A 17,187-nucleotide genomic window follows, 5' to 3' on the forward strand; every position below is an offset into this window, starting at 1 on the left:
CGTGTGTCGCAGGCCCATGCTTGTGGTCCGCCAAGTCCTGCTTTGGTAATGACTTCCGCGCCATGCCAACCTCCAGTGACTGAGGTTCTAAGCCTAAACCTTCCCCCCATTGGAATGTCAAGCTCTAAAGCTGGGCATTCAGCAAAACTATCGAGCCATAATCTCGATAGCGATACCCAGACGAAAGATAGGCCACTTGTGCTTGCGCTGAATCACCACATGATCCATCACGGCTAGTGCCTTTAGTGCTTACACATTATAATTTTTCACCATGGCTCTATTACGCATACTAGTTATCGTTTTACTGACGCTGGCGGTCCCCGTTGCGACCACGGCGAGCGTACTCGCGCCTCACGCCATGCCTGCGATGCAGATGTCCGTTCAGCCGCACGATACTGCAACAACCCAAAATTCGATGTCCGACGGGCACTGCGCAACAGATTCGGCCGATACGAAGTCGTCTCCGCACTCCAGCGGATCCAAGCCATGTAAGCCGAGTGCAGCCTGCAAGCTCTGCCATTCCTTTCCGTCTCCTCAAGCCGTCTCTTGGCAACCGTCGTGGACTATCCAGCCACACCTGCTGCTCTTGACTGATACGGCAGTCAGCACGCGCGACCCATCAGGGTTGTGGCGCCCTCCTCGTTCGCTCTAACGCTCCCTAGATTTGGTGTCCCGCCAGTTTGACTGGCGGAGATCGATGCGCGTCCCCGTCACGCGTAGGCCCCGTCATGGAGTTGGAGCATGTCTCCTCGTTTGGATTTTCTTACCCTGCCATTGTTGGTAGGGTGGGTGGCCGTGGCTCACGCCGCCCCGCTTTCGTTTGAACAGGCAATCTCTTTAGCACAACAAGAATCCCCCGCCTTACGCGCCGATACCGCGGAAATACGAGCCGCTCAGCTTTCGGTCATCCCTGCAGGAGAACAACCGGATCCCAAGATTGCGCTCGGCATCGACAACTATCCCGTATCGGGAATGGGCCGATGGACCATGAATGGAGAGTCGATGACCATGCAAAAGGTCTCCATCATGCAAGACTTCATCAACTCGGATAAACGAGAGGCTCGCAAAGACGGTGCTCGCGCCGCCGTTGGTGTGGCCCAGGCCCAGCGGCGTGTTGCGCTACTGGACATTCGGCGGGCTGTCGCCCAAGGGTGGATCACCCGGTATTACCTCGAGCGCAAAGTGGAGGTTCTCAACAATATCCACCGCGACAACAGAATTGCGGTAACGACGGCCGGCGCACAAGTCACAGCCGACCGCCTATCGCCGTCCAATGCTCTTGAACCCCGTATCGCGGCGGCTGATATCGAAGACCTGAAAGACCAACTGACGCGAGACATTTCAAAGTCCAAAGCGAACTTGCGGCAATACATCGGCTCGGCGGCCGATGAACCCTTAATAGGCGCTCCGCCACCCATGGAAGTTGAAATCGGTGCATTGCGCGAAGGGCTAGATCGCCACCCTCTGTGGGACTCCTATGATGCTCAGGCGCGCAGCGCCAGTGCCGCCATTCGAGAAGCCGATGCGGAGAAGAAACCCGACTGGGGCGTAGAACTCGGATTCCAGCGGCGAGACCCGCAATTCGGCAATATGGTGTCCCTGCAATTCACCTGGGAATTGCCTATCTTTTCATCGACGCGACAGGGACCTCGCGCCGACGCCAAACGTCAAGATCTCATACGTGTCAACGCCGAACGCGAGACAGCCAGGCGGGAACGCAGTAGCGCTCTCGAGAGCACATTTTCCGATTACGAGGCGGCATCCCGCCTGGGCCACCGTTTGGCCACCACGACGCTGCCGCTCGCACGATCCTCTGTGGACTTGCAGTACGCCAGCTATCGAGCCGGAAAATCCTCTCTGAAGCAAGTTCTGGCGGTTCGTCGCCTGCTGCTCGATCAGCAACTCAAACTCATTGACCTGCAATGGCAACAAGCGATGCTCGCCGCAGAACTCTACTTCAGCTATGGAGAGTTAGCCCAATGAAGGCCTCATTCACTCTCGGTCAAATCACGCTTGGCATGGTCGTAGCCGCAGCTATTGCGGCAGGCGCAGGCTATGCCCTAGCCAATCGCAACGTACCGACATCATCGGCCGTATCTACTGCCATAAATTCCAAGGGCGATCGGCAAGTACTCTACTGGTATGACCCCATGGTGCCCACTCAGCACTTTGATAAGCCGGGAAAGTCCCCCTTCATGGACATGGAGTTAGTGCCTAAATACGCCGACGAAGGAAACGGCGCGCAAGGCATCATGATCGAACCTACCATCCAACAGAACCTGGGCATTCGAATCGTCAAAGTTCAACAAGGTCCAATACCAGGCGCTATTGAAGCGACGGCCAGCATAAAGTTGAATGACCGCCTCGTAACCATACTGCAGGCGAGAACCACCGGATACGTTGACAAAGTCTACCCCCTGGCGCCGGGCGACGTTCTAGCGAGCGGAACACCCATTGCCGAGTTGATTGTTCCAGAATGGGAAGGGGCGCAATTAGAGTTTCTCGCCCTGATGCGAAGTGGCGAGCGCTCCCTCGCTCGCGCCGCTCGCGAACGCATGCGGCTTTTGGGGATGCCAGACGATTTGATCGAGCGTGTCGAGCGCACCCGCAAGGCGCAACCCACCTTGACAATCAGAGCCCCATCAACCGGACTGCTCCAGACACTCAACGTGCGTAACGGAATGGCTGTCAGCGCGGGAACAGTTCTGGCGCAACTCAATGGATTGGATGCGGTCTGGCTCGATGCCGCTGTTCCTGAGACCCAAGCCCGAGCGATGCGGCCCGGCCTAGAAGCGAAGGTGAGTTTCCCTGCATTCCCCGGACACACAGTCGTTGGGAAAGTCAGCTACATCCTGCCTGAGGTAGACGCAGCCAGTCGGACGGCGCGGATACGCATCGAACTCCAAAATCCGGATGGCCAGCTCAGACCAGGTCTATTTGCCAAGGTAGAGTTTGCTCACACAGGAGAAAAGGCCGGCCTACTTATTCCTTCCGAATCGGTAATCCGCTCAGGCAAGCGGAATGTGGTCATCGCAGTAACCGACAACGGCCGATTTTTGCCGACGGAAGTACAGCTAAACGGCGAGGCCGATGGAAAGACGGTGGTCGCGAAAGGCCTCAAAGAGGGCCAAGGCGTAGTGGCTTCAGGACAGTTCTTGATCGACTCTGAAGCGAATCTACGCGGGGTACTCGCGCGCTTGGCGACCGACAGCTCGGCTGCAGCAACACCTTCCGCCGGGCCAACAACCGGTGCCAGCCACCACAAGGCGACGGGCACAGTGAAAACCATTACGCCGACAGATATAACCATATCGCACGGCCCCGTCCCATCGATAGGCTGGCCCGCCATGACAATGACGTTCAAAGTGATCGATCCCGGGCTGACGCGGGATATCAAGACTGGCGAGGCAGTCGCATTCCAATTCGTTCAAGAAGAGGACAGCTATGTGGTCCAGACCATCCAAGCCTCGGGAGCATCTCGATGATAGAGAAACTCATACGGTGGTCTATCAACAATCGGTTCCTGGTGCTCTTGGCCACACTCTTTCTATTCTTTTGGGGACTCTGGGCAATCAAGAATGCGCCCATCGATGCACTGCCAGACCTCTCCGACGTCCAGGTCATCGTCCGCACCACGTATCCCGGGCAAGCGCCTCAAATTGTAGAGAACCAGGTCACATATCCCCTGGCCACAACCATGCTTTCGGTCCCCGGGGCCAAGACCGTACGGGGCTACTCCTTCTTTGGCGACTCGTTCGTATACATCATCTTCGAGGACGGAACTGATCTCTACTGGGCACGCTCCAGGGTGCTCGAATACTTGAACCAAGTTCAAGGGCGACTGCCCGCCACGGCAAAGCCATCTTTGGGCCCGGACGCCACCGGAGTCGGCTGGATATACGAATATGCGTTGGTCGACCGGTCCGGAAATCATGACCTCTCACAGCTACGAGGACTTCAAGACTGGTTCTTGAAATATGAACTGAAGAGTGTGCCGGATGTCGCTGAAGTCGCGTCGATCGGAGGCATGGTAAAGCAATATCAGATCGTGATTGATCCGATAAAACTCGCGGCATTCGGCGTGACTCAGGATCAGGTCATCCAGGCCGTACGCGCCTCAAATCAGGAAGTGGGCGGCTCCGTTCTGGAGCTTGCCGAGGCCGAATACATGGTACGCGCCTCAGGATATCTCGCAAGCCTGGAAGACTTTCGGAATATTCCTCTGGCGGTCAAATCGGGCGGAACACCCATTCTGCTTGGCGACGTGGCCACGATCCAGCTAGGGCCCGAAATACGACGCGGGATTGCCGAGCTCAACGGCGAGGGTGAAACCGCCGGCGGCGTGGTGATCCTTCGCTCGGGCAAGAACGCCCGACAGGCCATATCCGCGGTCAAGGCGAAGTTGGACGAGCTCAAGGCGAGCCTGCCGCCTGGCGTGGAAATCGTACCCACGTATGACCGCAGCAAACTGATTGATCGCGCAATCGAAAACCTCACATCCAAACTCATCGAAGAGTTCATTGTCGTTGCTCTCGTATGCGCGATCTTTCTTTGGCATTTGAGGTCTGCGCTGGTGGCGATTATTTCTCTGCCTCTTGGAGTGCTAACCGCCTTCATCATCATGCATTATCAAGGCGTGAGCGCAAATATCATGTCGCTTGGCGGCATCGCGATTGCCATTGGCGCCATGGTGGATGCAGCAGTCGTGATGATTGAGAACGCTCACAAGCACGTCGAGACATGGCGCCACGAGCACCTGGGACAAGAGCTCAGGGGCGAAGCGCACTGGCGGGTAATGGCCAACGCGGCAGCTGAAGTAGGGCCGGCGCTATTCTTCAGCCTACTGATCATTACGCTATCGTTCATCCCCGTTTTTACCCTCCAAGCGCAAGAAGGTCGCTTATTTGGCCCTCTGGCGTTTACCAAAACCTACGCCATGGCCGGTGCAGCTGGACTGGCCGTCACACTTGTCCCAGTATTAATGGGTTACTGGATTCGAGGGCGCATTCCGCCAGAGGAAAAGAATCCGCTTAACCGATTCTTGATACGAATCTATCGGCCTTTGCTTGATGCCGTACTGAGAAGGCCTCGCACAACTCTTGCTGCGGCGTTGATCATCCTGCTAACCGCGATATGGCCCGCAACACGCCTTGGCGGTGAATTTCTGCCGCCCTTAGACGAAGGCGACCTACTCTACATGCCATCTGCTTTGCCGGGCCTGTCGGCTTCGAAGGCATCCGAGCTCCTTCAGCTGACCGACAGGATGATCAGGACGGTACCAGAGGTGGCGAGCGTATTCGGCAAGGCGGGCCGCGCCGAGACAGCCACGGATCCTGCTCCGCTTGAGATGTTTGAGACGACGGTCCAACTCAAACCACACGATCAATGGCGCCCAGGAATGACCGTCGACAAGCTGATCCAAGCGCTCGACGATGCGGTCAAAGTTCCCGGGCTTGCCAACATATGGGTTCCGCCTATTCGCAACCGGCTGGACATGTTGGCTACAGGCATAAAAAGTCCTATCGGTGTAAAGGTGGCGGCGGCCAACTTGGCCGATATAGAGAGCGTAGCGCTCGCTATCGAGCAGGTCGCCAAGACAGTCCCAGGAGTAAGTTCCGCTTTGGCCGAACGCCTCACAGGAGGTCGTTATGTCGACGTCCAAGTTGATCGCATCTCCGCCGCACGCTATGGGCTGAGTATTGCCGATGTGCAGTCGGTCGTGTCAGCCGCAGTGGGTGGAGAAAATATCGGGGAGACCGTAGAAGGCCTGGCACGCTATCCGATCAATGTCCGCTATCCCCGAGAAATACGAGACTCGGTCGAAGGCCTTCGCAACCTCCCCATGTTTACCAGCAATGGCCAGCAGATCACATTGGGAACGGTTGCACGTATCGCTATCGAGAACGGGCCGCCGATGCTCAAGAGCGAGAATGCCAGGCCGACAGGCTGGGTCTACATCGACGTACGAGGACGCGACCTGGCCTCCGTGGTCTCAGACCTACGCCATGCGGTTGCACAACAAGTAGCGCTCAAACCGGGCATGAGCATCTCGTTCTCTGGGCAGTTCGAATATATGGAGCGCGCCACGGCCCGTCTGACCCTTGTGATACCCGCTACGCTATTGATCATTTTTGTCCTGCTTTATCTGACATTTCGACGATTCGATGAAGCACTTCTCATCATGGCCACACTTCCTTTCGCGCTGGTCGGTGGTGTCTGGTTCCTGTATCTCCTGAACTATCACTTATCCGTTCCGGCAGGCATCGGATTCATCGCTCTTGCTGGTGTATCGGCCGAATTCGGCGTGGTGATGCTTTTTTACCTGAAGCAGGCGGCCGCATCCCGCCAGGACAGCGGCTTATCGTTAACGCCATCGGTTCTTGAAGACGCCATTCGCGAAGGTGCCGTAATGCGCGTACGCCCCAAGGCCATGACAGTTGCAGTCATCTTGGCGGGTCTGCTGCCGATTCTGCTTGGCAGCGGCGCAGGCTCAGAAATCATGAGCCGTATCGCCGCGCCCATGGTCGGTGGAATGATCACCGCCCCTCTGCTTTCCATGTTCGTCATACCCGCCGCATATCGTCTGATGCGCGGTCGAGTCAACGCGTCTTCGGACGCATCAACAAGCCCTCACGCTAAAGGAACCTGAAATGAAGTCTCCACGTTTTACCATTCCGCTCATCATGCTTACCACGCTGGCCTCACCCGCAATGGCGGCCGGCATGCAAGGCATGTCCTCGAGCCAGATGCAACAGATGCCAATGAAGCAAATGGGAATGTCCCAATCAAGTAATTCGGATTCGACCGCGCAAAGTGCTGAAGGGACCGGAGCGATCGACGCCCTGGACACGCAGTCTGGCACCGTCAAACTATCGCATGGCCCAATCAAATCCTTGAACTGGCCTGCCATGACAATGAGTTTTCCCGTCGCGGAAAAAAAACTGCTCCAGGGCCTCAAAGTGGGGGACAAAGTGAAATTCTCTCTTCGTAATGGGAGTTCTTCGCCCGTCATAACGAAGATCACACCGACGCAGTAACCCTTCCCATGATGTGGCATCGGTAACAGGGCACACCGATGCCACACCGTCACTCTTTAATACTTCGCCTGTGTGGATTGACTGCTGTGTGCTTTGTGCGTATGGGTTCGCGGCAGCCTGTCGAAGAAGGAAGTGCTGCTTATGATGACATTCGCAAGGACATTAACGTCCTTCTCTGTGTGCGTTACGTTGGCACTGCGATCTGGCAATGCTCAGGCGCAGATGATGGGAGAGGCCATGATGGGCGGGATGATGTGGCTGATGGTTATTTTTCTGCTGCTCATCGCCGCGGTGCTTATTCTTGCCATCGCAGCGCTGGTGAAGCATCTTTTTAAGAAATGGTGACCTAATGGGCGAGCCAGAAAACTTGGAACCAATTCTTCATAGCTGACGAAAAAGTAATACTACTGTTGGATTGGGGTCAGGCTCCCCCTGTCAGAATTGTTCTTACGCATCCCGGCACCCAAGGCGCACATCGGATACCCCGCTTGTACGAACGGCTTGCCGAATTTAGAAAAGGCAGTGTCTCTGGATGCGCGAGGCATTACCCCTTTATTGAGGATGATTACCATGAATCGACTTGCTATTGTGACCATCGCTTCTGTTCTGTTCGCCACCGCTTCGGGCGCCAATGCGGATCCCTTGCCGAGCGGTTCCGCGAACGTTGCAAATTCCTCGCTCACTCGTGCTCAAGTTCAGGCCGATCTCGCGCTCTGGAAACGTGCGGGGATGGAACGTCTTCAAAAACGAGCGGAAGTGGATCCGAGCGTCTATGCCTCAACGGATTATCGGGCTCACTATGCAGAGTATGTACGCTTGCGCTCCAATCCGGATTCCGCACGCAACTGAGTCTTCAATGAACGCGTGCGTCGCTAGGACATCGGGCAACACGAAGGCCGCAATGATCTTCGGTGAGGTGTTGCCCACGACTATGCCTCTTGTCTGGTGCCACTAACTAAAGGGCGCTTGAAACGTTGCCTAAGGTGAAACCCTCTTTATCGCTATCGATGGTCGCCGAAAAATTGAACGCATCGAACAGTTTCTTGTCTATTCATCTATCGGCCAACCGTTAATTTTCAGGAGCAGATATGAACACGAAAACCCTTCTTGCCGGCATTGTGACGTCAACTGCCATGGCATTCGGCGTGCCCGCCATCGCCGCAACCCCCGCACACGATGGCGGCAACATGAACACCGGCATGCACGACATGCAGGGCAACGGCAAGAACATGCCTATGGGGGACATGATGGGGATGATGAAAAATTGTCCCATGATGGCTCAGTTGCCTCCTGGCAACGAAAAGCTTTCGATGCAGATGCATGCCGCAATGATGAAGGCTATGGGGGATATTCTTAGCAAGTATGCCGATCAGGTCAAAGTCCCTGAGGGCAAGTAGCTGGAACGTAACGATTGAACCTTAGCTTGCCCGATTTGGAGGAACCCAAAATGCAATGCAGCAAAAAGACGATGGCGTATGTGGCCGTGGGAGTCGTGGCGGCTATCGCCGCAGCCTACGCACTCCTTCCTGGTATGCGTGAAACGCTACTGGGTGTGGCCCCGTTGTTGCTGGTGCTGGTTTGCCCGTTGTCGATGCTATTCATGATGAAAGCGATGGGTGGCCAAAATCAAGCAAAAGAGGCTGACCGGCCCCACGTAGACGTAGATCCGGTCGCACAAATAGGCTCGAAGGCTTCGCAGTAGGATGCGAGGTCACGGAGTGAAACCGAACTGCAGAGGGTCTCTTCTTGCGTCACCTGGCATCGGCTCGGAGGCCTATTGCACTACGCCCGTATTCACATTCCTGCATTCCCGCCGATATCGCATGCTGAATCCCACAGGCACGGGCCTCACTCACAGCAGTGAGGCCACAGCCTCGCGCCTCTTCGTCTGAGATTTACGGCATGAGCGCACCGTTGCTGGTCCAAACCCTGTTGGCTATCGGTGCCGGACTGCTGCTCAATCTCACTCCGTGTGTCCTGCCCGCTGTGCCGCTCAAGGTACGCGCAGTGTTGCGCGAAGCGGGCGAACGTCAGGCGATGCGCGTGACCTCCGCAGCACTCTTTGCTGCCGGATCAGTAGCTTTTTTTGGCAGCTTGGGATTGGCCACCTCCCTCTTGCAGTGGCGTTGGGGAGTGCTCTTCCAGTCGCGACCACTCCTGATTGCCATGAGCGCTCTGCTTACCGCCTTGGCCATTCTGAGTTTCTTTGGGCGCAGCCTGCCTCTGCCCAATGCTTTGGTAACGCTGCGCGGCAGACGTCTGCTTGAACCTTTCGTCTCTGGACTGGTAAGCGCGCTACTGTCCACTCCCTGCACCGGGCCGCTTCTGGGCGGCGTGTTGGTCTTTGCGCTAGCACAACCGCTTGCCAACATTCTCGTTATCTTTGTCGCAATCGGTCTGGGACTGGCGGCACCTTATGTCGTGCTCATTTTGCGACCGAGCCTACTCAAGCGTATGCCACGTGCCGGAGCATGGACGGCAGTTGTGCAGCAAAGCTTTGGCTGGTTGCTGCTCGCAGCAGCACTTTTTTACGCACAAAGCGTGCTACCCGCCGCGTGGGGTACCCCCATATGGATAGCGCTGCTTATCGCCATACTCGGATGGGCGGCCGTCACGTTCCAGCGGGCCACAGAGCGCAGTGCCCGAACAGCCGCAATATCGGTGGGTGTCATAGCGGTAGTGCTCGGCTACTTCGGTTCTGGACTCGGCCAGTCGTCAGAAACCGCCATCGCGTGGCAACGGTTGCGCGCTACCGATGTAGAGGCCCTACCCACGCTCGGTCGGCCTGTCTTAATGGAATTTACCGCTCAGTGGTGCATCAACTGCAAGGTTCTGGAGAAAACGGTGTATGCGGACAGAGATGTCGTCGCGGCCCTGAAACACACTGGAACCGTTCCACTGCAGGTGGATCTCACTCGCCCCGCCCCGATTCTTGAACACCTACTCGCCTCGCACGGTGGGGTGGGCCTGCCCTTTGCCGTCGTGCTCGATGACAAGGGGCGCGAAGTGCAAGCGCTCTCGGGTCTTTTTACCAGCACCAGCCTAGTGCAAGCGCTGAACAAAACCCTGACACAGGAGAACGGATCATGAATCGCCAGACCCGATACGGACTAGGCATGCTTGCCGCTATCGTGGTCGTCGCGGGCGTCGCCCTCCTGATTGCTGGCACGCTCCAGACTTCCCTCGATTCGCCTGCGGGCGGCATCACTACGTATACAGAATTTGCCGATTCGGCCAATCATGTCAAGGCATCACTCACGAAGACGGGACAGGACGGAGTAATTACGCTGCACATTGGCGACGGTTGGCACGTCAACGCCAACCCAGCCTCTCTAGACAACCTGATCCCGACTTCCGTACTCGTTGTGGGCGATGGCGAGGAGCGTTCAGTGCAAGCTGATTACCCGGCCGGCAAAAATAGTGGAATCAAGATCGATACAACCGATATCATGGTTTACGATGACGGCACGCGCATTCCGGTGCATCAAATCGAGATCGACGCGGGCGAACACCTCGTCATGCGGGTTCAGGCCTGCAACGATCAAGGGATCTGTCTCGCACCTGCGACGATTTCTGTCGTTCAGGAGCAAGTCTAACTGCGGAACCCGCGCCACGCGGAGCAAACAAAGATCCTGTCAAGCGTAGGATATGGCGACTGCGGACGAATCATGACTTTCAACGTTCGGTAAATCACCTCAAGAGGAACATTTATCATGCACACAGTAAAGAAATTGGCCTTGGGTGTGGCGCTCGGCCTGCCGCTCTCAGTCTTTGCCGCCGGTATCCCTGTCAAAATGTACAAAAATCCCGACTGCGGATGCTGCGATCGATGGGCCGCATACATGGAAGCCAACGGCTTTGCCGTGGAGACTATCAACACACGTGATCTCGCCTCCATCAAGGCGAAATACCATGTCCCCGCGAGCCTTGCTGGCTGCCATACAGCACTGATTGAAGGCCATGTAGTAGAAGGCCTGGTGCCTGCCAAGTATGTCAAGCGGATGCTCTCGGAGCACATTGCAGGCCAGGGGTTATCGCTTCCCGGCATGCCGGTGGGCGCGCCGGGCATGCCCGGTGACCAGGCAGGACCTCTCACCGTCTACACCCTGGGTCCGGGCGCCCAGTCCAAAGCGTACGCAAATTTCTAGTATCGAAGAAGCGAGCTGCAGACCAGCGTCGTCACCGCGGCCGCTGCTGTTCGGTCACTTCCTTCTGCATGCGCAGGACGTCGGACGACCACGTGCTCTTGATGTAGGCGAGCACCGCAATAATCTGTTCATCGCTCAACGTACTACCGAATGCTGGCATGTCGCTCTGATAGTCCGATGGCGCGGTTCGTCCTGGAATCAGGCCGTTTTTCACTAGATCAAAAAGCACTGCATCGGGATGGTGCCAGGTATGGCCAGTATCATCGTGTGGCGGCGCGGGCAGTCGTCCATTGGCTAAGCGCTCACGCCAACGTGGCTGTCCCTGCAACTTTGCCCCATGGCAAGCAGCGCAAGCGTACGCATAAATAGCCTTCCCCTGCATAACATGCCCTGAGTTCGTGGGATCGATGAACGTCGCACTGGACGGAAGGTTGACCCAATACAATAGGGATGCTCCCCCAACGGCAGTCATACCAATGGCTGCAACGGCCCATTTTCTATTGAATTGGAGAAATGCCATAGCCTGATGAGTATTCCAGTCGGTGGTAATTAACGAGTCCAATGTAAGTCAAAGCCAGTAGTCGATTGCGCTACTCGCGCTGCTACAGGAGAGAGTACTCCCAACCAATCCATACTTGCCAAGATACGGCGAGCGTCGATTCCATGAACAGGCTCTCAAGCTTGATACAGCCGCGGCGGCGGTTAGCCTTAAACAGCGAATCAGCGTGATCAAGCGCCGAACATAGACGAACAACATCATTGCTGACGGTGGCGATCTTCCTCCCACCTTCGCCTCCACGGATGCACCAATCGATTAGCAGACCGTGCATTCGAAGCGGCTTACCTGCACCATATTCCTCGCCCCTGAAAAATGCACGACGCTCCTCCATCTACTAACAGCCTCATCTACTTCGCCGCTCGGACTGCGGCAAAACTAACGAGAGCAGATACAGAACACGTGCTGAAGGGAGGCAGCCAATATGAGTTCATGATTGCTCCTTTTGCAAAAACTACGCCTGCTTTCTCCGCGCCGTTAATAGCGCGTGTTTATGACAACCTCCCACCCGGTCGTTAGTCTGCATCCCCCTAACGCATGTCAAATATTAGGTTCCGTTGGGAGAAAGAATGCCTAGCCATGCGACACCCGCGAAAATCAGAACCGCTAAGCTTGCCTCCATGAACAGACTCTGCCGTAGTTTGACAACTGCCTGCGTGCGATTTTCGCCTTTCAGCGACGCTTCCAGAGCGGGACTCAACCTAAACCGATTCGCCGCCGCAAGCGCGAGCATTCCTCCAAATAACAAGAGCTTCCCTAAAAGCAGACGGCCATAAAGCGTTGAGGAAAGCGGACTAAGAGATGGTCCAGCGATCATCAAGTAATTGAGGACTCCACTCACGACCAGCGTTGCCACGATCAGCGTACCAATCCGTGCGAAGCCATTGGAAGCTCGGCTCAGGAGTTCTACCGAACCGTGAGCGGTGCCCGGCTTGATTACTGCAAGCATAAAGAAGGCAACCAAAGCGCCTATCCAGGCGCCCGCCGCCCAGAGGTGCATGACGTCGGAAGCGAGATGAATGTATCCGCGCACGCCATCATCCATAGCGCCGTGGCCCGCCCAGGCAAGTGTCGCAAGTCCCACGCCGCTTGAGACTGCCATAACAGAAAATCGCAATCTTGGATTCAATTTGAGTATTGCGATGACTGCACAAGTCATCAGCGCTAGGATACGAACGCACCAGGCGATTCCCAAATGGGTACCTGTAAGGAGCATTTCGAATACATGCGTCGACAGCTCGGCGTAGTTTTGCGCGCCAGACATGACCTTGGCCATGAGCGCCAATGCCCACATTGACAATGCAATGCCGATTACTGCAAACGCGCCAACAAGTATTCGATAACGTCTTGAGATCGCAGAAGATCGCTCGTCATGCCCCAAAGCGTAGACACCGAACATGGCGACGCCAAATGCCGCGGTAATCCCCCCGCAAAAGCGCTGCAGCCAGAAGTAGAATTTTCTCATTGAGGAGTTCTACAGCATGAAGAAGTCGCGATTCACGGATAGCCAGATCATCGAAGCGATTAAACGCGTCGAGGCGGGTCTGGCGGTGCCGGAGCTATGCCGGGATCTGGGCATCAGCTCGGCCACGTTCTACAAGTGGCGGTCGAAGTACGGCGGCATGGATGTATCGCTGATGGCGCGCATGAAGGAGCTCGAGGCTGAGAACGCGCGGTTGCGCAAGATGTATGTCGAGGAGAAGCTCAAAGCCGAGATCGTGACGGAGGCGCTCGAAAAAAAGTGGTGAGGCCATCTCGCCGCCGCGAGATGGCCCAACGTGCCGTGCAAGATCGCGGCGTATCGATCCGGATAGCTTGCGAAGCGTTCAGCATCAGCCAGACCTGCTATCGGTACGTCGCCAAGACTGACGCCGAGAACAAGGAAATCGCCGATTGGCTGCTACGTCTGACGGACAACCATCGCAATTGGGGCTTCGGGCTGTGCTTTCTGTACCTACGCAATGTCCGAGGTTTTGCCTGGAACCATAAGCGCGTGTACCGGATCTACCGCGAACTGGAGTTGAACCTACGGATCAAGCCGCGCAAACGGCTGGTTCGGCACACGCCTGAGCCACTGACCGTTCCGACACACGTGAACCAGGTATGGTCGATGGACTTCATGCATGACCAACTTGGCGATGGGCGCAGCATCCGCGTGTTGAACGTTATCGACGACTTCAATCGGGAGGCCCTGGGCATTGAGGTCGACTTTTCGCTACCGTCCGAGCGCGTGATCCGCACGCTCAAGCAGATTATCGGATGGCGGGGAAAGCCTTCGGCTATTCGCTGCGACAACGGCCCAGAATACCTGAGTGCAGCGATCGTCGAGTGGGCTGGCGCCTGGGATATTAAGCTTGAATACATCCAGCCAGGCAAGCCGCAGCAAAATGCCTATGTGGAGCGGTTCAACAGAACCGTACGCTACGAGTGGCTGTCCCAGTATCACTGGGACGACCTGGACCACGTTCAGCGCGCCGCTACTCAGTGGATGTGGTCCTACAATCACGAGCGCCCAAACATGGCTCTGGGCGGATTTACCCCGAAACAGCGGTTGGCCATGACCGTATAGCATTCCTACTTCTGGCAATCGCTATAAATGGGGGGATTACCCCGCCGCCACGTCCAGATAGAGTGCGAGGCGCAACGCGATAGTCAACCAATCCCCAGCCATGGGTTATTTCACCTGGAAATCCACATTACCGGTGATCGGATGCGTATCCGACGAAACTGCGCGCCATTCCACGCGGTACTCGCCTGGCTGCAATGCTTGTGCCGGTGTAATAATCATGGTTTTTCCATCACTGGCACCGGACACGCTGGCGCTTATCTTCATCGCACCGTGATTCGGCATACCGGCCATGCCTGTCATGGACAAGCTAGCGGCAGAGAATTGCGACACGAGCGTTTCGGAAAACTTCAAATCGATAGTGGCAGGTGCAGTGACCTGAGATTTGTCGGCGGGCGTCGACGACACCAGCGAAGGGTGCGCAAATGCAGCGGTGGCGAACAAGCCGGCGGCGATTGGCGCAACGAATTTTGCAATGAAGTCTAAACGAAGCATAGATTTCCTACCTTAATGTGTGATGGTGGTTAAGTAAGCAATGCTTAGGCAGCTAGTGTCTCAAGCATTTAACGTCACAACCGTTTTCAACTCAATAAGCAACCGCACGCTGAGATAGCGCACGTGCATTCTTAATGCAGAGATGCTTGGAAGTGATTTTGACAGGATCACCCTGACGCGAATCAAACGACGGCATTACTCTTTCGTAAGCATTCAGAATAGTTCGCCACTCTGACCCAATGCAACGGACGCGACGCCGCATAAGCATACTCAAATAAAGTGTAGCGACAGTGCGGCGACCAAACTAAGCCGGAACGAAATTTGCTGCACACCAAAAGTCAAAATCAATCTGCGCCGTTCGCATGGGCGCTGTGCTTGGCATGGCAACAACCAGCGCACAACAGGGAGTCGACAATGGACAACACCGAAAGAAAATCAATGAAGATGAGTTACGGACGCTTTGCGCTGATGATCATTGCCGCTACAGTCATCATGTACGGGCTCATGTATTTGAATGTCTACGTCTTATCGCATATTGAGTTCAGTCAAATGCGAATATGGATGGCGATCCTAATGGGTGCGGTGATGGCCATCGTCATGCTTGGCTTCATGTGGTCCATGTATAGGAGCGCGAAAGCCAACATCGCCATCGTGATCAGCAACGTAGCAGCCTTCGCCATTGCACTGTGGTTGGCACGCAGTCAAACCACAGTTGACGATATCTCTTACATGAGAGCAATGATTCCTCATCACTCTATCGCAATTTTGACGAGCGAACGTGCTCGCATTCGCGATCCGCGAGTCCGGAAGCTAGCAGACGGGATTATTCGAGCACAGCTCAAAGAAATAGAGGAAATGCAGCAGTTGATCGCCGACCTGGAAACAAACCCGCCGGCAAACGATACGCCTGTTCTCCGAAGCTATCGAACACTTGGCTTACCGCCTCCGAAACCACAGTAGGAAACCCACTCTAGCGGTATTGCTGATACACGCTGGCTTCGCCAGCATTCCCGATCAGAAAAACATCATATGCGAATCGCTTGCCACCATAGGCCGGTCCGTCCATCCCCGGAGAACCGAGGGGCATACTTGGCACGGCCAGGCCCACGGCGGCCGGACGCTCACGCAATAACCGCCTGATCTCACGTGCTGGAACATGTCCCTCAAGGGCATATCCCTCAACCCGGGCGGAGTGGCACGACCCATAATCGTCCGGAATTCGGTTCTGACGGCGAGCTACTGAAGTGTCCGTCACGTCACGGACGCTCACTTGAAAACCATTATCTTGAAGATACTTCACCCAGTCTTTGCAACAACCGCATGTAGACGTCTTCCATACGTCAACCGTCACCGCCGTTTTTGCTAAAGACGCGACGGGAATTAACGCAACGGCCGCCAGCATTGCACGGCGGCTTAGATATCCGCCTTCAGATTCGAGTAGCGTCATCCTTACGCTCCATTGATTGAAAAATTTGCTGAGCATCTAGAACCAAATTCGGACACCAGCCAAGATCGTCCGTTCAGATCGGCTTTCCCCATCCTCGCTCGCGTATCTGGCTGTCTTACCGAACTTGCGGCCGAACGACACGCCAATATACGGTGCTACCTCTCGCGTTATCTCGTAGCGAAGCCGCAACGACAGCGATGCATCGGATAAGCCCGCGCCTATACCACGCGCTTTGTCATCCTTTCCGTAAAGACTGGCCTCGACCTCGGGCGTCAAGATCAACCGCTGGGTAAGCAGCAGATCGTACTCGGCTTTCAACGCCAATGCGGTCCGTCCTGCCTCACCAACGTAGGCAGTTAGCTCCGTTTCAAATTTGTACGGCGCTAGACCTTGGATGCCCATTGCCGCCCAATTGCGTTTAGGTCCGGTACCAAAATCGCGGCGGGCACCTAGTTGGAAGTCCCAATATGGAGAAAAGGTATGACTCCAGAAAGCCTCTAGTTTACCATCGGTGCTGCCATTGACACGATCGCCCTCACTCTTGATCCAGAGCTTATTCAAATCACGCCCGATCCAAAATTGACCATCCCATTGCAGACCGGTCTCGCCATCTCGATTATAGGCCACCCCTAGTTTGTCAAAAAGCAGATGGGTCGTAATCATGTCATCCATCATGTGAGGATGAATATCGTAGGCTGAATAGCGGTGATCGGTTGTACCGTCACTTGTCGGCAACGTCCCCACTGCAGGCCCATTCTGAAAAGATCCCATCAACATCCCATCCATGGAGCCGTGGTCCATTCCTTGCATAGGCTGATTCTTCGCCCCCTCCGACATACCCGGCATCGAACTATGATCCATGCCTTTCATTGAATTTTGGCCCATGCCCTTCATCGAGCCATGATCCATCTCTTTCATGGGCGACGCCTTCGCTCCTT

The 17,187-nt window shown here is 55.6% G+C and carries 19 protein-coding genes; 13 read left to right on the forward strand and 6 right to left on the reverse strand.

The window, feature by feature from the left end:
* Nucleotides 1-741: 741 nt before the first annotated feature.
* From BPET_RS23185 to BPET_RS23230, 11 genes are all read left to right on the forward strand, one after another.
* Nucleotides 742-1,983, forward strand: a complete 1,242-nt coding sequence (locus BPET_RS23185; protein ID WP_012251400.1) for a TolC family protein — start codon at nucleotides 742-744, stop codon at nucleotides 1,981-1,983.
* Nucleotides 1,980-3,485: an efflux RND transporter periplasmic adaptor subunit gene (locus tag BPET_RS23190; protein WP_012251401.1), complete on the forward strand. Its 1,506-nt coding sequence runs from the start codon at nucleotides 1,980-1,982 to the stop codon at nucleotides 3,483-3,485. Before BPET_RS23185 ends, BPET_RS23190 begins: the two co-directional genes overlap by 4 nt.
* Nucleotides 3,482-6,649, forward strand: coding sequence for an efflux RND transporter permease subunit (locus BPET_RS23195; protein ID WP_012251402.1), 3,168 nt, complete (start codon nucleotides 3,482-3,484; stop codon nucleotides 6,647-6,649). The genes BPET_RS23190 and BPET_RS23195 overlap by 4 nt, the downstream gene beginning before the upstream one ends.
* A 1-nt stretch (nucleotide 6,650) precedes the next feature.
* Nucleotides 6,651-7,037, forward strand: a complete 387-nt coding sequence (locus BPET_RS23200; protein ID WP_041863211.1) for a copper-binding protein — start codon at nucleotides 6,651-6,653, stop codon at nucleotides 7,035-7,037.
* 141 nt (nucleotides 7,038-7,178) lie between these two features.
* Nucleotides 7,179-7,382: a hypothetical protein gene (locus tag BPET_RS23205; protein ID WP_041863212.1), complete on the forward strand. Its 204-nt coding sequence runs from the start codon at nucleotides 7,179-7,181 to the stop codon at nucleotides 7,380-7,382.
* 225 nt (nucleotides 7,383-7,607) lie between these two features.
* Entirely contained in the window at nucleotides 7,608-7,886 is a 279-nt protein-coding gene (locus BPET_RS26240) for a DUF4148 domain-containing protein (protein WP_085970280.1), read from the forward strand.
* Nucleotides 7,887-8,125: 239 nt separating this feature from the next.
* Nucleotides 8,126-8,434 (forward strand): hypothetical protein, encoded by a 309-nt coding sequence (locus BPET_RS23210; RefSeq protein WP_012251406.1) that lies wholly within the window; start codon nucleotides 8,126-8,128, stop codon nucleotides 8,432-8,434.
* Nucleotides 8,435-8,484: 50 nt separating this feature from the next.
* Nucleotides 8,485-8,739: a DUF2933 domain-containing protein gene (locus BPET_RS23215; RefSeq protein ID WP_012251407.1), complete on the forward strand. Its 255-nt coding sequence runs from the start codon at nucleotides 8,485-8,487 to the stop codon at nucleotides 8,737-8,739.
* 200 nt (nucleotides 8,740-8,939) lie between these two features.
* Nucleotides 8,940-10,127 carry a protein-disulfide reductase DsbD family protein gene (locus BPET_RS23220; RefSeq protein WP_012251408.1) on the forward strand — a complete coding sequence of 396 codons (1,188 nt, stop codon included), beginning with the start codon at nucleotides 8,940-8,942 and terminating at the stop codon, nucleotides 10,125-10,127.
* On the forward strand, nucleotides 10,124-10,633 hold the full coding sequence (locus BPET_RS23225; RefSeq protein WP_012251409.1) for a protein-disulfide reductase DsbD domain-containing protein: 510 nt from the start codon (nucleotides 10,124-10,126) through the stop codon (nucleotides 10,631-10,633). The genes BPET_RS23220 and BPET_RS23225 overlap by 4 nt, the downstream gene beginning before the upstream one ends.
* A gap of 117 nt (nucleotides 10,634-10,750) precedes the next feature.
* On the forward strand, nucleotides 10,751-11,185 hold the full coding sequence (locus BPET_RS23230) for a DUF411 domain-containing protein (RefSeq protein WP_012251410.1): 435 nt from the start codon (nucleotides 10,751-10,753) through the stop codon (nucleotides 11,183-11,185).
* A gap of 31 nt (nucleotides 11,186-11,216) precedes the next feature.
* On the opposite strand, the gene BPET_RS23235 is transcribed toward BPET_RS23230, so the two are convergent.
* From BPET_RS23235 to copD, 3 genes are all read right to left on the reverse strand, one after another.
* Nucleotides 11,217-11,705 (reverse strand): c-type cytochrome, encoded by a 489-nt coding sequence (locus BPET_RS23235; protein WP_041863213.1) that lies wholly within the window; start codon nucleotides 11,703-11,705, stop codon nucleotides 11,217-11,219.
* Between the two features lie 82 nt (nucleotides 11,706-11,787).
* Nucleotides 11,788-12,075: a hypothetical protein gene (locus tag BPET_RS23240; protein WP_012251412.1), complete on the reverse strand. Its 288-nt coding sequence runs from the start codon at nucleotides 12,073-12,075 to the stop codon at nucleotides 11,788-11,790.
* Between the two features lie 213 nt (nucleotides 12,076-12,288).
* Nucleotides 12,289-13,206, reverse strand: a complete 918-nt coding sequence (gene copD / locus BPET_RS23245) for a copper homeostasis membrane protein CopD (RefSeq protein ID WP_012251413.1) — start codon at nucleotides 13,204-13,206, stop codon at nucleotides 12,289-12,291.
* Between the two features lie 16 nt (nucleotides 13,207-13,222).
* Between copD and BPET_RS23255 the strand changes: the two genes are divergently transcribed.
* Nucleotides 13,223-14,310, forward strand: a protein-coding gene (locus tag BPET_RS23255) for an IS3 family transposase (RefSeq protein WP_085970230.1) whose coding sequence is annotated in 2 segments (ribosomal slippage) — nucleotides 13,223-13,475 and nucleotides 13,475-14,310 — 1,089 coding nt in all. Because the reading frame shifts where the segments join, the coding sequence is not laid out codon by codon here.
* Nucleotides 14,311-14,415: 105 nt separating this feature from the next.
* On the opposite strand, the gene copC is transcribed toward BPET_RS23255, so the two are convergent.
* Nucleotides 14,416-14,802, reverse strand: a complete 387-nt coding sequence (copC, locus tag BPET_RS23260) for a copper homeostasis periplasmic binding protein CopC (RefSeq protein WP_012251414.1) — start codon at nucleotides 14,800-14,802, stop codon at nucleotides 14,416-14,418.
* A gap of 414 nt (nucleotides 14,803-15,216) precedes the next feature.
* Here copC and BPET_RS23265 point away from each other — a divergent pair, with 414 nt between their 5' ends.
* Nucleotides 15,217-15,762, forward strand: coding sequence for a DUF305 domain-containing protein (locus BPET_RS23265; RefSeq protein ID WP_012251415.1), 546 nt, complete (start codon nucleotides 15,217-15,219; stop codon nucleotides 15,760-15,762).
* Nucleotides 15,763-15,772: 10 nt separating this feature from the next.
* Here the strand turns inward: BPET_RS23265 and BPET_RS26245 are convergent, their stop codons facing one another.
* Together BPET_RS26245 and BPET_RS23270 are read right to left on the reverse strand one after the other, a co-directional pair.
* On the reverse strand, nucleotides 15,773-16,249 hold the full coding sequence (locus BPET_RS26245) for a DUF411 domain-containing protein (protein WP_012251416.1): 477 nt from the start codon (nucleotides 16,247-16,249) through the stop codon (nucleotides 15,773-15,775).
* A 36-nt stretch (nucleotides 16,250-16,285) separates the two neighbouring features.
* On the reverse strand, nucleotides 16,286-17,110 hold the full coding sequence (locus BPET_RS23270) for a copper resistance protein B (RefSeq protein ID WP_012251417.1): 825 nt from the start codon (nucleotides 17,108-17,110) through the stop codon (nucleotides 16,286-16,288).
* Nucleotides 17,111-17,187: the final 77 nt, after the last annotated feature.

It is taken from the genome of Bordetella petrii, assembly GCF_000067205.1.
GTDB classification, from domain to species: Bacteria; Pseudomonadota; Gammaproteobacteria; order Burkholderiales; family Burkholderiaceae_B; genus Bordetella_A; species Bordetella_A petrii.

Excerpts from the sequence above, each read along its gene's own strand:
- BPET_RS23270 (WP_012251417.1), bottom strand. The coding sequence starts at position 17,110 with ATGGATCATAGTTCGATGCCGGGTATGTCGGAGGGGGCGAAGAATCAG.
- BPET_RS23215 (WP_012251407.1), top strand. The coding sequence starts at position 8,485 with ATGCAATGCAGCAAAAAGACGATGGCGTATGTGGCCGTGGGAGTCGTG.
- BPET_RS23210 (WP_012251406.1), top strand. The coding sequence starts at position 8,126 with ATGAACACGAAAACCCTTCTTGCCGGCATTGTGACGTCAACTGCCATG.
- BPET_RS26245 (WP_012251416.1), bottom strand. The coding sequence starts at position 16,249 with ATGACGCTACTCGAATCTGAAGGCGGATATCTAAGCCGCCGTGCAATG.
- BPET_RS23240 (WP_012251412.1), bottom strand. The coding sequence starts at position 12,075 with ATGGAGGAGCGTCGTGCATTTTTCAGGGGCGAGGAATATGGTGCAGGT.
- copC (WP_012251414.1), bottom strand. The coding sequence starts at position 14,802 with ATGCTTCGTTTAGACTTCATTGCAAAATTCGTTGCGCCAATCGCCGCC.
- BPET_RS23230 (WP_012251410.1), top strand. The coding sequence starts at position 10,751 with ATGCACACAGTAAAGAAATTGGCCTTGGGTGTGGCGCTCGGCCTGCCG.
- copD (WP_012251413.1), bottom strand. The coding sequence starts at position 13,206 with ATGAGAAAATTCTACTTCTGGCTGCAGCGCTTTTGCGGGGGGATTACC.
- BPET_RS23265 (WP_012251415.1), top strand. The coding sequence starts at position 15,217 with ATGGACAACACCGAAAGAAAATCAATGAAGATGAGTTACGGACGCTTT.
- BPET_RS23205 (WP_041863212.1), top strand. The coding sequence starts at position 7,179 with ATGATGACATTCGCAAGGACATTAACGTCCTTCTCTGTGTGCGTTACG.
- BPET_RS23225 (WP_012251409.1), top strand. The coding sequence starts at position 10,124 with ATGAATCGCCAGACCCGATACGGACTAGGCATGCTTGCCGCTATCGTG.
- BPET_RS23235 (WP_041863213.1), bottom strand. The coding sequence starts at position 11,705 with ATGGCATTTCTCCAATTCAATAGAAAATGGGCCGTTGCAGCCATTGGT.
- BPET_RS23185 (WP_012251400.1), top strand. The coding sequence starts at position 742 with ATGTCTCCTCGTTTGGATTTTCTTACCCTGCCATTGTTGGTAGGGTGG.
- BPET_RS23190 (WP_012251401.1), top strand. The coding sequence starts at position 1,980 with ATGAAGGCCTCATTCACTCTCGGTCAAATCACGCTTGGCATGGTCGTA.
- BPET_RS23195 (WP_012251402.1), top strand. The coding sequence starts at position 3,482 with ATGATAGAGAAACTCATACGGTGGTCTATCAACAATCGGTTCCTGGTG.
- BPET_RS23220 (WP_012251408.1), top strand. The coding sequence starts at position 8,940 with ATGAGCGCACCGTTGCTGGTCCAAACCCTGTTGGCTATCGGTGCCGGA.
- BPET_RS23200 (WP_041863211.1), top strand. The coding sequence starts at position 6,651 with ATGAAGTCTCCACGTTTTACCATTCCGCTCATCATGCTTACCACGCTG.
- BPET_RS26240 (WP_085970280.1), top strand. The coding sequence starts at position 7,608 with ATGAATCGACTTGCTATTGTGACCATCGCTTCTGTTCTGTTCGCCACC.